The following is a 13,866-nucleotide window of genomic DNA, read 5'->3' as shown; positions in this document are numbered from 1 at the left end:
GCCCCAAACCCATCCAACGCGGAATGTCTGACACACCGCGTTCAATAACTCACGACTGCTGCGCAGCCGAACGGGGATAAATCCCCTCGCCACAATCGCTCATTATTCTCGTTTGCCTGCCGACAACCTGCCCAATATCCATTTGGAAACAGGTGTCGCGATGCGCAAGGGTCCGTTGTGTCTGATGTTGCTCATGTTGTCGATCATGGCCCCCGCCCATGGTGAAGAAACCACCGAAGGCGGCAGCTCCACACCATTGTCATTGAGCGCCGGCAGTCAGATCACCGAGCTGCAACAGCGGCTCAAGGCCAGCGAACAGCAGCGCGAAGAACTGAACAAACAACTGCAAAATGCCGACAACACTCGCGAAAGTGCCCAGCTCGCCCGGCTGCGCCAGGAGAACCAGCGTCTGAAGCTGCAACTCAAGGAAGCCCAGGCCAGCCCGCTGCCGCGTTTGCTGACCGATCAACAGCAGTGGTTCGTCACTGGCGCCGGAGTAGCGCTATTGGCGCTGCTCTGCGGTATCTTTGCCAGCGGTGCAAGCCGAAAACGTCGGCAATGGCTAAATTGAGTGAGTCATGAGCGAGCTGTTATTGATTGATGATGACCAGGAGTTGTGCGAACTCCTGAGTAGCTGGTTGAGCCAGGAAGGCTTCCAGGTGCGCGCCTGCCACGACGGCCAGAGCGCCCGCAAGGCGTTGGCCGAAACCGCCCCGGCGGCGGTAGTGCTGGACGTGATGCTGCCCGACGGCAGCGGTCTGGAACTGCTCAAGCAACTGCGCAACGACCACGCCGACCTGCCGGTGCTGATGCTGTCAGCGCGTGGCGAACCGCTGGACCGCATCCTCGGCCTCGAACTGGGCGCCGACGATTACCTGGCCAAACCCTGCGACCCCCGCGAACTGACCGCGCGCCTGCGCGCCGTGTTGCGGCGCAGCCATCCCGCCGCCGTATCGACGCAACTTGAGCTGGGTGATCTGAGTTTCAGCCCGGTGCGCGGCGTAGTCAGCATCGACGAAAAAGAACTGACCCTGACCGTCTCCGAAAGCCGCCTGCTCGAAGCCCTGCTCAAGCAGCCCGGCGAGCCGCTGGACAAACAGGAACTGGCGCAACTGGCCCTCGGCCGCAAGCTGACTCTGTACGACCGCAGCCTCGACATGCACGTCAGCAACCTGCGCAAAAAAATCGGCCCCCACCCCGACGGCCGCCCGCGCATCGTTGCGTTGCGTAGCCGGGGTTACTACTACAGCCTGTAAAACCATCCAGTTTCGTGTACGAGCTGCCCAAGGCGGCGATCTTCAGGCTGCAGGACGCAGAGCGTCCTCGGCTGCATTCCCACGCAGAGCATGGGAACGATCAGATCGCAGCCTTCGGCAGCTTTTACACAGAATTTGTGTAAGGCCGGGCACGAAACGTCTTTACCGAAGCTTTACGCTGCGCTGACCGCCGCTGACCTTGATCTGCGTAATCTGCACTCATCCGGAACGTACCGGGAACGAGACAAGGAGATACACCATGCGCAAGACTCTTATCGCTCTGATGTTCGCTGCCGCTCTGCCAACCGTGGCCATGGCCATGCCGCAGGATGGCGGTCCGCTCGGTGGTCCGCTGGATGGCCCGCGCCACGGCGGTCAGATGCACGGCGGCATGCACGGCAAAGGCCCGTACAGCCAGCTCGACCTGACCCGCGAACAGCGCGAGCAGATTCGCAAGATCATGGGCGAGCAGATGCACGAGCGTAAGCAGGTGGTCGACAAGTACCTGGAAAAACTCTCGCCGGCCGACCAGAAAGCCATGAAGGACGAGATCGCGGCCAACCACAAGAAAGCCGAATCCGATGTCCGTGCATTGCTGAAACCTGAGCAACAGAAGCAATTCGACGAGATCCAGAAGAAACGCGCCGAACGCCGTGCCGAATGGGCCGAGTTCAAGGCCTGGAAAGCGCAGCAGGCACAAAAGGCGCAATAATGGCTTGACCCTGGGCCCGACGACTCACCTCGTCGGGCCTGTTCCATTCAAATCGAATGTGGGAGCGAGCCTGCTCGCGAAGGCGGTGTATCAGCCAGCGATGGTTTGACTGACACTACGTCTTCGCGAGCAGGCTCGCTCCCACATTTGAACGGTGTGATTTTCGAGGAGTTTCTGTGCGTTCACTGTTCTGGCGGATTCTTGCGAGCTTCTGGCTGGCCATCGCTCTGGTAGCCGGGCTGTCGATTCTGCTCGGGCACATGCTCAATCAGGACGCGTGGATTCTCAGCCGCCATCCCGGCCTCAACACGCTGGCGGCAGAATGGACGCAGACCTACGAAACCCAAGGCGAAGAAGCCGCGCAGGACATTCTCGAACAACGTAAACGCCAGTATCACATCGACGTTCAGGTGCTCAACGAAACCGGCGATCCGGTGGTGCGTGGTACCTTCCCGCGCCGCGCCGCAGCATTCGAAGCGCGGCAGAACAACGATGACCGCCGCCTGCCGTGGCGGCGTCTGACCGACGAGATCACCAGTGAAAAAACCGGTGATACCTACCTGTTCATCTACCGCATCCCGCACCCCGAACTCGACGCCTGGCACCGCGAAAGTCTGCTCTGGCCGCTGAGTGCGCTGGGCATCGCGCTGGTGGTGCTGACCCTGTTCAGTTTGCTCGTGACTTTCTCCATCACCCGCCCACTGAGTCGCTTGCGCGGCGCGGTGCATGATCTGGGGCAGACCACATATCAGCAGAACAGCTTGGCGAAACTGGCCAACCGCCGTGACGAATTCGGCGTGCTGGCTACCGACTTCAACCGCATGGGCGCGCGCCTGCAAAGTCTGATCGGCAGTCAGCGCCAGCTGCTGCGCGATGTCTCCCATGAACTGCGCTCACCCCTGGCGCGCCTGCGCATCGCGTTGGCTTTGGCCGAGCGTGCCAACCCGCAAGAGCGCGAGAAACTGTGGCCACGCCTGACCCGCGAATGCGACCGGCTGGAGGCGTTGATCAGTGAAATTCTGGTGCTGGCGCGAGTCGATGCCGACAACGCCAGCGCTGAAGAAGTGGACCTGAATACGTTGCTCGCCACGCTGCAAAAGGATGCGCAGCTCAGCTCCCCCGAGCAGACCGTGCGCCTGCAAGCCGAGCCGCAGTTGAATCTCAAAGGCTGGCCAACGATGATCGAGCGCGCCGTGGACAATCTGCTGCGCAACGCCCAGCGCTTCAACCCGAGCGATCAGCCGATCGAATTGCAGGCTGCGCGGCAGGGAGAGCGGATTGTCATCAGCGTGCGCGACCACGGGCCGGGGGTGCAGACCGAACATCTGAGTCAGTTGGGCGAGCCGTTCTACCGGGCGCCGGGGCAGACCGCTGCCGGGCATGGCCTGGGGCTGGCGATCGCCAAACGGGCGGCAGAACGGCATGGCGGCACGCTGACGCTGGCCAATCATCCGCAGGGCGGCTTTGTGGCGAGTCTGGAATTGCCGTTGGTACCGGGAGTCGTGGTCCAGCCCTGAAAAGCCCCTCACCCCAACCCTCTCCCTGTATGTACCGGAGACATGGTGGACACATTTTCGGAGACATGGTGGACGGTTTTAGATCTTCTTACCTGCCGTCACGATCTGCAAGTTCAAGTCGATTCGAGCGACACGATGTCTACTCCAGTAGACATCGTGGATGCCGTCTTCCGTCGTCTCCCTGATCGCTATGCACCTGCCGTAAAAAGCCTTTCCGATCTTGTATTCCCGGTTTTTCCAGAAGATTTCACCTCCCACCTGTACCTTCCTGACCACATCTGCGTCGTTGTAATCCGGCTCCGCCGGTTGCTCCTGATATTCCCGAGGGCTGCCACTGTAACGAGTCGCCGGCACCGCCATGCCCAGCGCCTGATGAGGGCGCTTCTGGTTGTAGATGTCGCGCCAGGTATCAAACGCCCGTTGTGCGTCGTCGAGATCGGTGAAATACCGGCCTTGCAGGACTTCACTTTTCAGGCTGCGATGGAAGCGTTCCAGTTTTCCCTGAGTTTGCGGGTGATAAGGCCGGGAGTGGCCAACCTTGATGCCCTGGCTCATCAGCCAGACTTCCAGCGCGGTGTAAACGCCAGTCTGATCGCCCCATGGCGAGCCGTTGTCCATCGTCATGCGTAACGGCAAGCCGTAACGTCGAAACGCCCGCATTAGATGGTCCTGAACGGTTTGGCGCTGCTCATTGGCACATGCGGCAATACACAACGAAAAGCGTGAGTGATCGTCCAGTATCGTGAATGGATGACAGCGTCCTTGGCTCAGGCCGAAGTGTCCCTTGAAGTCGATCTGCCATAGATCGTTAGGCGCTTCGTGCTCAAATCGGATAAATGGTTTGATCTCGGCAGCCTTTGGATCAACACGCGAATGACGCTGTAAAACCGCATGCACCGTGCTGACAGAGGGCATCACAGCGCCTTCGTCTTCCAGCACGCGCTTGAGCTTGCGGGCACCCCAAGCCTCGTATTGCTGACTCATGGTCAAAATTTGCTGCTCAACCTCTTCAGCACAACGTTTGGGTGATGTTTTCGGTCGCCGGGACTGATCGTGCAAGCTCTCTGCACCCGAGGTTTCAAACCTGTTGAGCCATTTGTAGGCAGTACTTGGGCTGATATTGAATCGACGGCAAAGCTGCCGAACATTCGACCCTTCTTGCCGAGCTAAACGCACAAACTCTGTACGAAGTTGCATGGTGGATGCCTCTTGCCAGGACACAGGTCATCTCCTTGATGATGAGCAATGTGCCTATTAAAAAGTGTCCACCATGTCTCCGAACACCTGTCCACCATGTGTCCGGTACATACACTCCCGGAGGGAGAGGGGGCCGACCGAGGTGTCTGCCGTTGTGCATCGACCTTATGGATTCGCAGAAACCAGACGTCCGGTATCCCGACGCTGGATTCAGCGAAGGACGCTCAGGTCAGTGTAATTCCAAAGCATCCCCCAATCAGTCCCCTCTCCCTCCGGGAGAGGGCCAGGGTGAGGGGCTTTTGATCTTCAGGCCTTACCTGGCCAGGCGCTGACGAACTCAGCCAGATCAACCTTCTCCGCCACCCGCGGCTCTTTCTGCGGCGTGCCGAGATAGAGAAAAGCGATCACTTCCTCGCCTTCCACCAGTCCCAAACCTTCGGCCACATGCTTCGAGTACGCGAGATCCCCGGTGCGCCACACCGCGCCAATCCCCTGCGCATACGCCGCGAGCAAGATACCGTGGGCCGCACAGCCGGCCGTGAGCAGTTGCTCGGCCTTCGGATATTTCACGTGTTCCTGCAATTTCGCGATGACCACAACCACCAGCGGCGCGCGCAGTGGGCCGTTGCGGGCCTTGTCGATCATCGCTTCGGTGACTTCGCCGCTCTGCTGGCGGGCCGCCTCGGCCAGCAACTCGCCCATTTGCTCACGCGCTGCACCTTCGACGGTCAAAAAGCGGTACGGCTGCAAGTGCCCGTGATCCGGGGCACGCAAGGCCGCGCCGAACAGGGCTTCGCGCTGCTCGGCAGTGGGGGCCGGTTCGACCAGTCGGGGAACGGAAACACGGTTGAGCAACGCGTCGAGAGCCTGCATCGGCCACCTCCTTTGAAAAATGTGCGGCTATTCTAGCTTCATCTGCGCAGCGCCTGCCGGTTTACATGCCTTGCCCCACAGGTAGAATGGCGCCCTTCTCCCATCAGCCCGAGCGGATTTCATGGCGTTGCCGACCTTACGGATCATTGGTTTTATCATCGGCATCTTCCTGATCACCCTGGCTGTGGCCATGGTCGTGCCGATGGCCACGCTGGTGATTTTCGAGCGCACCAGCGACCTGCCGTCGTTCCTCTGGGCGAGCATGATCACCTTTGTCGCCGGCCTCGCTCTGGTGATACCCGGCAGACCCGAACACATTCACCTGCGCCCGCGCGACATGTACCTGCTGACGGTCAGCAGCTGGCTGGTGGTGTGCATTTTCGCCGCGCTGCCGTTTCTGCTGACCCAGCACATCAGCTACACCGACTCGTTCTTCGAAAGCATGTCCGGCATCACCGCCACCGGTTCCACCGTGCTCAACGGCCTGGACAACATGTCGCCGGGGATTCTGATGTGGCGGTCGCTGCTGCACTGGATCGGCGGCATCGGCTTCATCGGCATGGCGGTGGCGATTCTGCCGCTGCTGCGCATCGGTGGCATGCGCCTGTTCCAGACCGAATCCTCGGACCGCTCGGAAAAGGTCATGCCGCGTTCGCACATGGTGGCGCGGTTGATTGTGGCGGCCTACGTCGGCATCACCATTGTCGGCAGCCTGGCGTTCTGGTGGGCCGGGATGAGCCCGTTCGATGCGATCAACCACGCGATGTCGGCTATTTCCACCGGTGGTTTCTCGACCTCCGACCAGTCGCTGGCGAAGTGGACACAACCGGCGGTGCACTGGGTGGCGATCGTCATCATGATCCTCGGCAGCCTGCCGTTCACCCTGTACGTGGCGACGTTGCGTGGCAACCGCCGGGCGTTGATCAGGGATCAACAGGTGCAGGGTTTGCTGGCGATGCTGCTGGTGACCTGGCTGGTGCTCGGCACCTGGTATTGGTGGACCACCAAGCTGCATTGGCTGGAAGCGCTGCGGCATGTGGCGCTGAACGTGACCTCGGTGGTCACCACCACCGGTTTTGCCCTCGGTGACTACAGCCTGTGGGGCAACTTCTCGCTGATGCTGTTTTTCTATCTGGGTTTCGTCGGCGGCTGCTCAGGTTCGACGGCGGGCGGGATCAAGATTTTCCGTTTCCAGGTCGCCTACATCCTGCTCAAGGCCAACCTCAATCAACTGATCCACCCGCGCGCGGTGATCAAGCAGAAGTACAACGGTCACCGCCTCGACGAAGAAATTGTCCGTTCGATCCTGACCTTCTCGTTTTTCTTCGCCATCACCATCTGCGTGATCGCCCTGCTGCTGTCGCTGCTCGGGGTCGACTGGATGACCGCGCTGACCGGCGCCGCCAGCACCGTGTCGGGCGTCGGCCCGGGTCTGGGCGAAACCATCGGCCCGGCCGGCAACTTCGCGACCCTGCCGGATGCGGCGAAGTGGATTCTGTCGTTCGGCATGCTGCTCGGCCGACTGGAGATCATTACGGTGTTTGTGCTGTGTATTCCGGCGTTCTGGCGTCATTGACCGCGTCCGGCACCTGCGTCAGGCGCAAGCGGTACTCGCCGGGCGTGGTGTCGAACCAGCGGCGGAACGCGCGGAAGAAGTTGCTCGGGTCGGCAAAGCCCAGCAGGTAGGCGATTTCCAGCAAGGTCATGCTCGGTTGCGCCAGATATTGTTCGGCCAATTCACGCCGGGTGTCGTCGAGCAATTGCTGGAAACTGGTGCCCTCCTCCTGCAAGCGCCGCTGCAAAGTGCGCTGCGACAGGTGCAGCGTCTGCGCCACGGTGTCACGCTTGGGCTCGCCCTGGGGCAACAAACGACACAGCACCTGGCGTGCCCGGTGCGTCACGCGACTCTCGGAGAACCGCGCCAGATATTCCCCGGCAAAGCGATCATGCAACAGGGCCATGGCTTCATTGGCGGTCGGCAGCGGCGCCTCCATGTCGGCCCGTTCGAAGATCAACGCGTCGTATGGCGCGTTGAACACCAGCGGTGCGTGAAAGGCTTCTTTATAAGGTTGCAGATTTGTCGGCTGATCGCCCTGAACCAACACTTTGACCGGGTGCAGCGGACGCCCCGTCAGCCAGCCGCACAGCGCCAACGCGCAGGCCAGTGACGCTTCGGCGCTCTGCCGGGTCGGCGGCAGATGATCGCCGTGCACGGTGAGAATCAGCGCGTAACCTTCATCGAGCAGGCGAAAGCTCAGGTCAGCGCTTTCGGCAATGATGCGTTGATAGCGCACCAGACGCTGGAAGCCTTCAGCCAGGGTATTGCTCGACATCAGCGCGTAGCCGGCGACATGAAACGAGGCCGGGCGCACCACTTTGCCCATGTTCAGGCCGATCGCCGGGTTGCCGGACACCTCGACCGCGCGCTGCCAGAGCCGGGTCATGGAGTCCTGCGGGAAACGCGCATCCGGATCTTCCAGGGCACTGAAATCCAGCCCCAGTTGCTTGAACAGAACCCGGCAATCCAGGCCGTCCATCTCCAGTGCTTTGACAATCCCCATCGCCCAGCTTGCAGAAGTCGTTCGTTCGCTCATGGTTGTTATTCTTTTACATGACGGGCTGCAGATAACCGCCCTATTTGCGAAGGATACTAAAGTGGCGCCGATTGTCACTGGCCCACGCCAATGATCACTCTAGACTCAAATAAGCTCCCCGCCGAACAACTTGTAGCCAGAACAATCACCACAGAGAGCGCGGTCGTGGAAAACATCAAGCGGTTCAACAGCTTCGCCGAGTTCTATCCGTATTACCTCGCCGAACACAGCAACAGCACCTGCCGTCGTCTGCATTTCATCGGCACTTCTCTGGTCATCTTCATTCTCGCCCTGAGCATCGCCAAAGGCGCCTGGCTGCTGTTGCTCGCGCTACCTCTGGCCGGTTACAGCTTTGCCTGGATCGGCCATTTCTTTTTCGAGAAAAACCGCCCGGCGACGTTTCAGCATCCGCTGTACAGCCTGCTCGGCGATTTCGTCATGTACCGCGACATGATTCTCGGTCGCGTGGCGTTCTGAATGAGGGTCTGCCCATGAATGCCCATGCTCGCTTCACCCATATGAAGGACGGCACCGAGGAAGACTGGGCGATCATCGCCGCTGATTTCAGTGCCTATGCCAGACAGCTGCCGTCGCGGATCCTCGCGCATCTGAAGCTGCTTGAGGGCGACTTCGGCGGGTTCCCGGTGGATCGCCTGACCCACTCGTTGCAAACCGCGACCCGCGCCTTTCGCGACGGGCGTGACGAGGAATACGTGGTCTGCGCGCTGTTGCACGACATTGGCGACACCCTCGGTTCCTACAATCATCCGGACATCGCCGCAGCGATTCTCAAGCCGTTCGTGAGTGCGGAAAATCTGTGGATGGTGGAGAAGCACGGCATCTTTCAGGGCTATTACTTCTTTCATCACCTGGGCATGGACCGGCATTTGCGCGAGCAATTCAAGGATCATCCGCAGTTCCAGGCCACTGCCGAATTTTGCGCCAAGTACGACGCGGCGGCGTTTGATCCGGCGTATGACACGCTGCCGCTGAGTTTCTTCGAGCCAATGATGGAAAGGCTGTTTGCGCAGCCGAAGAACTCGATCTACAAGGCTGCGATGCAAGAACACAGCCCGGCCTGAGAACAAATGTGGGAGCGAGCCTGCTCGCGAAAGCGCTGTATCAGGCACAGAAGTTTCGTCTGACGCTACGCCTTCGCGAGCAGGCTCGCTCCCACAGGGTACTTTTTCGCTCAGGCGATTTCGGCAACTTTGGCGGCTTTCAATTCCGCCTCCCGCGCCTGCGCATCCGCCAGTCGATACAGCTCGATCGTGCCATCCCAATGCTCGATCAGCGCTGTGCACGATTCGACCCAGTCGCCGCAATTGAGGTAGTCCACCTCGCCCACCTTGCGAATCTCGGCATGGTGAATATGCCCGCAGACTACGCCATGCAGTCCGCGCTTCACACATTCGTGGGCGATGGCTTCTTCAAAGTCGCTGATGAAACTCACCGCAGTCTTCACTTTATGTTTCAGATAGGCCGACAGGGACCAGTAACCATAGCCATAACGCGCGCGCCAGTGATTGAGCCAGCGGTTGAGCGTCAGGGTGAATTCATAAGCCGAGTCGCCGAGAAACGCCAGCCAGCGGTGATAACGGGTGATCACATCGAACTGATCGCCGTGAATCACCAGCAAATGCCGGCCATCGGCGGTGACATGCACCGCTTCGTCGACCAACTGGATATTGCCCAGAATCAGCTTCGAATAGCGCCGCAGGAATTCGTCATGGTTGCCGGTGACGTAGATCACCTCGGTGCCGCGCTTGCTCATGGTCAGCAGACGGCGGATGACGTTGGTGTGGGCTTGCGGCCAGTACATGCCGCTGCGCAGTTTCCAGCCATCGATGATGTCACCGACCAGATAAACCTTGTCGGCGTGGTAGCCCTTGAGAAATTGCGACAAGTGCTCGGCCTGGCAATCCCGCGTGCCCAGGTGCACATCGGAGATCCACAGGGTTCGCACCCGTTGTTTGCGGCTGGGTCGGGCGAGCTCGGCGCTGGTCATGGGCAACCCTCTGCGATGTTTTCGCCAGCTTGCGCGCGCCCGGTTAATCGACCGTGACAGGCGTGCGTCAGTCGTGTGACAGCGCACATCGTTCAAAATTGAGGAATCGGATGACAGACGCGACGGCGACAGCGATTTAGACTGGCGCTCTTTTGATCATCGTTCCCACGCTCCTGCGTGGGAACGATCATCGCGTTTGATATAGAAGGATTGCAATGACTCCGCGTACTGCCCTCGGCGCCCTGCATATTGGCGCTTTGATGTTCGGCCTGACCGGTGTGTTCGGCAAACTCGCTGCCGCATCGCCGGCGATCATCGTGTTCGGCCGCGCCGCCTTCGCCGTGCTCGCGCTGGCCTTCTTCGCTCGATTTGCCAGTCAGAGCGGCTGGCAAAAACTACAGGCGCTGGACTGGCGACGGTTGGCGCTGAGCGGCGTGTTGCTGGCTGGGCACTGGGTGAGTTTTTTCGTATCGGTGAAGATCGCCGGGGTGGCCATCGCCACCTTGGGCTTTGCCAGTTTCCCGGCGTTCACGGTGATTCTCGAAGGACTGATCTTCCGCGAACGCATCCGCCCCAATGAAATCGTTCTGGTGGTATTGGTCAGCATCGGTCTGGTGCTGGTGACGCCCGCATTTGATCTGGGCAGCGGCGCGACCGTCGGCCTCCTTTGGGCGGTGTTGTCCGGCCTGTTGTTTTCCCTGCTGTCGCTGACCAACCGCGCCAGTTCCGGACGCATCCCGGCGGTGCAGGCGGCGTTGTGCCAGAACGTCGTCGTGGCGCTGTGTCTGTTGCCGGTCGCGGCACCGCAGTTGAGTCAGGTTCGAGCGCTGGACTGGTTGTGGATCGCCCTGCTCGGGGTGTTTTGCACGGGCGTGGCGCACAGCCTGTTCGTCGCCAGTCTGGCGGTAATCAAGGCGCGCACCGCGGCGGTGGTGTTCGCCATGGAGCCGGTTTACGGCATCACCCTCGCCTGGCTGCTGTTCAGTGAAACCCCGACACTGCGCATGCTCATCGGTGGCGCGTTGATCATCATCGCTATCGTAGTGTCGGCGCGGATGTCAGGCTCGGCCGACAAGAAAACCGTCGCCGCCGAGGCCGCTTCTCACTGAGTGCGGTCGTTGTGGCCGAGGTCGCGGTCAGGATCGATCTGATCGCGCACTCGCTGCTTCAATACCTTGGCCTCGGGGAAACCATCGTCGGCCTTGCGCTCCCAGATCTGCACGCCCGCGCAGGTGATGTGAAACACCCCGCCGGTGCCCGGCACCAATGACACTTTGCCCAGATCGTCAGCGAAGGTGCTGAGCAGCTCCTGGGCCAGCCACGCCGCGCGTAGCAGCCACTGGCATTGAGTGCAATAAGTGATGACAACTTCGGCTTTGGCGACGGTCATGATCGCTGAAACTCCTGAGACAGAGGGCGCCGCTATAATAGCCGGCTTTACCGCTTGCCCCGAGACTCACAATGCGCCGTTTGCTGTTTTGCCTGCTGCTTGGTTTCCTTCCCCTGCTGGTTCACGCCAGTGAAGCGCCACGACCGAAAGTCGGCCTGGTGCTGTCCGGCGGTGCTGCGCGTGGGCTGGCGCACATCGGCGTGCTCAAGGCGCTGGAAGAACAAGGCATCAGGATCGATGCGATTGCCGGTACCAGCATGGGCGCGGTGGTCGGTGGGCTGTACGCCTCGGGCTACAAGATCGATGAACTGGAAAAACTAGCCCTGAGCATCGACTGGCAAGCGGCGCTGTCCGACGCCCCGCCGCGTGAGGACGTGCCATTTCGACGCAAGCAGGACGACCGCGACTTTCTGGTGAAACAGAAACTGAGCTTCCGCGACGACGGCAGTCTCGGCCTGCCATTGGGGGTGATTCAGGGCCAGAACCTCGCACTGTTGCTGGAAAGCCTGTTGGCGCACACCAGCGACACCCGCGACTTCGACAAACTGCCGATCCCGTTTCGCGCCGTAACCACCGACATCGCCAATGGCGAAAAAGTGGTGTTTCGCAAAGGCCACCTGCCGCAAGTGATCCGCGCGAGCATGTCGATCCCCGCAGTGTTCGCCCCGGTCGAGCTCGACGGGCGCCTGCTGGTGGACGGCGGCATGACCGACAACATCCCGCTGGATGTCGCGCGGGAGATGGGCGTCGACATCGCCATCGTCGTCGATATCGGCACGCCGCTGCGCAACCGCAAGCAACTGACCACGGTGGTCGATGTGCTCAATCAGTCGATCACCCTGATGACCCGGCGCAACTCCGAAGAACAACTGGCGACTCTGCATGCCAATGACGTGTTGATCCAGCCTGCGCTGGCCGCGTTCGGCGTGACCGACTTCGGCAAGGCTCAAGAGATGATCGACGCCGGTTACCGCGCCACACGGGTCCTCGATGCGCGGCTGGCGCAGCTGAAGCCGACTCAAACCCAGGACGCGGAATTGAACGCCGCCCGCCAGCCTGGTCAGCGCACGCCGATCATCACCGCGATCCGGGTCGAAAATGACTCGAAGGTCGACGATGACGTGATCCGCTATTACATCCGCCAGCCGATCGGCGCGCCGCTGGACCTGGGCCGCCTGCATTCGGACATGGGCACGTTGTACGGCCTCGATTACTTCGATCAAGTGCGTTACCGCGTGGTGCATAAAGGCCAGGATCACACCCTGGTCATCAGCGCCAGCGGCAAGCGCAGCGGTACCGATTACTTGCGGGTCGGTTTGAATCTATCGGACGACATGCGCGGCGACAGTGCTTTCAATCTTGGCGCCAGTTATCGCGTCAATGGCATCAACCGCCTCGGCGCGGAATGGCTGACCCGCGCGCAGATCGGCGACAAGCAGGAGCTGTACAGCGAGTTTTATCAGCCGCTGGACGTCGGCTCTCGCTACTTCGTCGCGCCCTATGGGTCGTTCGAGGCGCAGAACGTTGACTCGGTGCTGGATAACGATCCGATCGCCCAGTATCGCGTCGAGCGCTACGGCTTCGGTCTCAACCTCGGCCGGCAGATCGGTAACAACGGTGAAGTGCGACTCGGCGTTGGGCAGGCCTGGGGCAAGGCTGACGTGCGCATCGGTGATCAGGATCTGCCGAGCGAAAGTTTCAACGAAGGCTTCTACACCGTGAAGTATTCCTACGACTCTCTGGACAACGTCTACTTTCCACACGAGGGCAAGGACGTCAGCCTGACCTTTACGCAATTCGAACCGGGACTGAGCTCGGACACGCGCTATCGTCAATGGGAAGTGAATTTCGACAAGGCCATGAGCCACGGGCCGGATACGCTGATACTCGGCGGGCGCTACGGTCGGACGCTGGACGATGCCAACGTGGTGACTTCGAGCTTCCTGCTCGGCGGCGCGCGGCAGTTGTCGGGGTTCCGTGAGGATGCGCTGTCCGGGCAGAACGTCAGCCTGATGCGCGCGGTGTACTACCGCCGCCTGACGCCGCGCTCGTACCTGCCGCTGGACTTCCCGCTGTACGCCGGCGCCTCGCTGGAACGCGGTCGGGCGTGGAACAACGACAATGAATTCGACAGCGGCTACATCAATGCCGCGAGTGTGTTTATCGGCTTCGACACGCCGCTGGGGCCGTTGAATTTCACTTATGGGTTGAATGATGCGGATGAGCAGGCGGTTTACCTGAATCTGGGGCAGACGTTCTGACGCCTTCGCGAGCAGGCCCGCTCCCACAGGGAAAGCACATTCCATTGTGGGAGCGAGC

The 13,866-nt window shown here is 60.7% G+C and carries 13 protein-coding genes and 1 pseudogene; 9 read left to right on the top strand and 5 right to left on the bottom strand.

The features are described 5' to 3' along the window. The first annotated feature begins 160 nt into the window (after window positions 1-160). The 4 genes from HU724_RS08090 (at window position 161) to HU724_RS08075 (ending at window position 3,485) form a co-directional block, all read left to right on the top strand. Entirely contained in the window at window positions 161-571 is a 411-nt protein-coding gene (locus HU724_RS08090; RefSeq protein ID WP_186566043.1) for an SH3 domain-containing protein, read from the top strand. 7 nt (window positions 572-578) lie between these two features. After that, the gene (locus HU724_RS08085) at window positions 579-1,256 is read left to right on the top strand and encodes a response regulator transcription factor (protein WP_016771129.1); all 678 of its coding nucleotides are present in this window, start codon (window positions 579-581) and stop codon (window positions 1,254-1,256) included. Between the two features lie 259 nt (window positions 1,257-1,515). After that, window positions 1,516-1,968: a Spy/CpxP family protein refolding chaperone gene (locus HU724_RS08080; protein ID WP_042607494.1), complete on the top strand. Its 453-nt coding sequence runs from the start codon at window positions 1,516-1,518 to the stop codon at window positions 1,966-1,968. A gap of 176 nt (window positions 1,969-2,144) precedes the next feature. Continuing rightward, complete coding sequence (locus HU724_RS08075; RefSeq protein ID WP_186566045.1) at window positions 2,145-3,485, top strand: sensor histidine kinase; 1,341 nt, start codon at window positions 2,145-2,147, stop codon at window positions 3,483-3,485. Between the two features lie 114 nt (window positions 3,486-3,599). On the opposite strand, the pseudogene HU724_RS08070 reads toward HU724_RS08075, so the two are convergent. Then, window positions 3,600-4,706 (bottom strand): annotated as a pseudogene (locus HU724_RS08070) (IS481 family transposase); the annotation flags it as partial. A gap of 282 nt (window positions 4,707-4,988) precedes the next feature. Next, the gene (locus HU724_RS08065; protein ID WP_122752062.1) at window positions 4,989-5,555 is read right to left on the bottom strand and encodes a nitroreductase family protein; all 567 of its coding nucleotides are present in this window, start codon (window positions 5,553-5,555) and stop codon (window positions 4,989-4,991) included. Window positions 5,556-5,676: 121 nt separating this feature from the next. Between HU724_RS08065 and HU724_RS08060 the strand changes: the two genes are divergently transcribed. Continuing rightward, a complete protein-coding gene (locus HU724_RS08060; RefSeq protein WP_186568424.1) occupies window positions 5,677-7,131 on the top strand; it encodes a TrkH family potassium uptake protein in 1,455 nt (484 codons plus the stop codon). On the opposite strand, the gene HU724_RS08055 is transcribed toward HU724_RS08060, so the two are convergent. Then, window positions 7,088-8,149, bottom strand: coding sequence for an AraC family transcriptional regulator (locus HU724_RS08055; protein ID WP_202883387.1), 1,062 nt, complete (start codon window positions 8,147-8,149; stop codon window positions 7,088-7,090). The two genes, HU724_RS08060 and HU724_RS08055, sit on opposite strands and share 44 nt — an antisense overlap. Window positions 8,150-8,314: 165 nt before the next feature. Between HU724_RS08055 and HU724_RS08050 the strand changes: the two genes are divergently transcribed. Then, window positions 8,315-8,626, top strand: a complete 312-nt coding sequence (locus HU724_RS08050; protein ID WP_042607489.1) for an Mpo1-like protein — start codon at window positions 8,315-8,317, stop codon at window positions 8,624-8,626. Window positions 8,627-8,640: 14 nt separating this feature from the next. Continuing rightward, entirely contained in the window at window positions 8,641-9,231 is a 591-nt protein-coding gene (locus HU724_RS08045; RefSeq protein ID WP_016771136.1) for an HD domain-containing protein, read from the top strand. A 110-nt stretch (window positions 9,232-9,341) separates the two neighbouring features. Here the strand turns inward: HU724_RS08045 and HU724_RS08040 are convergent, their stop codons facing one another. Then, on the bottom strand, window positions 9,342-10,157 hold the full coding sequence (locus HU724_RS08040) for a UDP-2,3-diacylglucosamine diphosphatase (RefSeq protein ID WP_186568422.1): 816 nt from the start codon (window positions 10,155-10,157) through the stop codon (window positions 9,342-9,344). A gap of 215 nt (window positions 10,158-10,372) precedes the next feature. On the opposite strand from HU724_RS08040, the gene HU724_RS08035 reads away from it, so the two are divergent. Continuing rightward, window positions 10,373-11,266: a DMT family transporter gene (locus HU724_RS08035; protein WP_186568421.1), complete on the top strand. Its 894-nt coding sequence runs from the start codon at window positions 10,373-10,375 to the stop codon at window positions 11,264-11,266. Here the strand turns inward: HU724_RS08035 and HU724_RS08030 are convergent. Continuing rightward, window positions 11,260-11,547 (bottom strand): Rdx family protein, encoded by a 288-nt coding sequence (locus HU724_RS08030; protein WP_186568419.1) that lies wholly within the window; start codon window positions 11,545-11,547, stop codon window positions 11,260-11,262. The genes HU724_RS08035 and HU724_RS08030 overlap by 7 nt on opposite strands. A gap of 71 nt (window positions 11,548-11,618) precedes the next feature. On the opposite strand from HU724_RS08030, the gene HU724_RS08025 reads away from it, so the two are divergent. After that, window positions 11,619-13,808 (top strand): patatin-like phospholipase family protein, encoded by a 2,190-nt coding sequence (locus HU724_RS08025; RefSeq protein ID WP_186568417.1) that lies wholly within the window; start codon window positions 11,619-11,621, stop codon window positions 13,806-13,808. Window positions 13,809-13,866: the final 58 nt, after the last annotated feature.

Source organism: Pseudomonas iranensis (assembly GCF_014268585.2).
Taxonomy (GTDB): Bacteria; Pseudomonadota; Gammaproteobacteria; order Pseudomonadales; family Pseudomonadaceae; genus Aquipseudomonas; species Aquipseudomonas iranensis.
The sequence above is the reverse complement of the archived record's forward strand: the minus strand, read 5'-3'. Positions and strand labels throughout refer to the sequence as shown.

What these genes read in the sequence shown, in the direction of transcription:
- HU724_RS08065 (WP_122752062.1), bottom strand. Translation starts at nt 5,555, where the DNA reads ATGCAGGCTCTCGACGCGTTGCTCAACCGTGTTTCCGTTCCCCGACTG.
- HU724_RS08045 (WP_016771136.1), top strand. Translation starts at nt 8,641, where the DNA reads ATGAATGCCCATGCTCGCTTCACCCATATGAAGGACGGCACCGAGGAA.
- HU724_RS08060 (WP_186568424.1), top strand. Translation starts at nt 5,677, where the DNA reads ATGGCGTTGCCGACCTTACGGATCATTGGTTTTATCATCGGCATCTTC.
- HU724_RS08030 (WP_186568419.1), bottom strand. Translation starts at nt 11,547, where the DNA reads ATGACCGTCGCCAAAGCCGAAGTTGTCATCACTTATTGCACTCAATGC.
- HU724_RS08090 (WP_186566043.1), top strand. Translation starts at nt 161, where the DNA reads ATGCGCAAGGGTCCGTTGTGTCTGATGTTGCTCATGTTGTCGATCATG.
- HU724_RS08085 (WP_016771129.1), top strand. Translation starts at nt 579, where the DNA reads ATGAGCGAGCTGTTATTGATTGATGATGACCAGGAGTTGTGCGAACTC.
- HU724_RS08035 (WP_186568421.1), top strand. Translation starts at nt 10,373, where the DNA reads ATGACTCCGCGTACTGCCCTCGGCGCCCTGCATATTGGCGCTTTGATG.
- HU724_RS08055 (WP_202883387.1), bottom strand. Translation starts at nt 8,149, where the DNA reads ATGAGCGAACGAACGACTTCTGCAAGCTGGGCGATGGGGATTGTCAAA.
- HU724_RS08025 (WP_186568417.1), top strand. Translation starts at nt 11,619, where the DNA reads ATGCGCCGTTTGCTGTTTTGCCTGCTGCTTGGTTTCCTTCCCCTGCTG.
- HU724_RS08040 (WP_186568422.1), bottom strand. Translation starts at nt 10,157, where the DNA reads ATGACCAGCGCCGAGCTCGCCCGACCCAGCCGCAAACAACGGGTGCGA.
- HU724_RS08080 (WP_042607494.1), top strand. Translation starts at nt 1,516, where the DNA reads ATGCGCAAGACTCTTATCGCTCTGATGTTCGCTGCCGCTCTGCCAACC.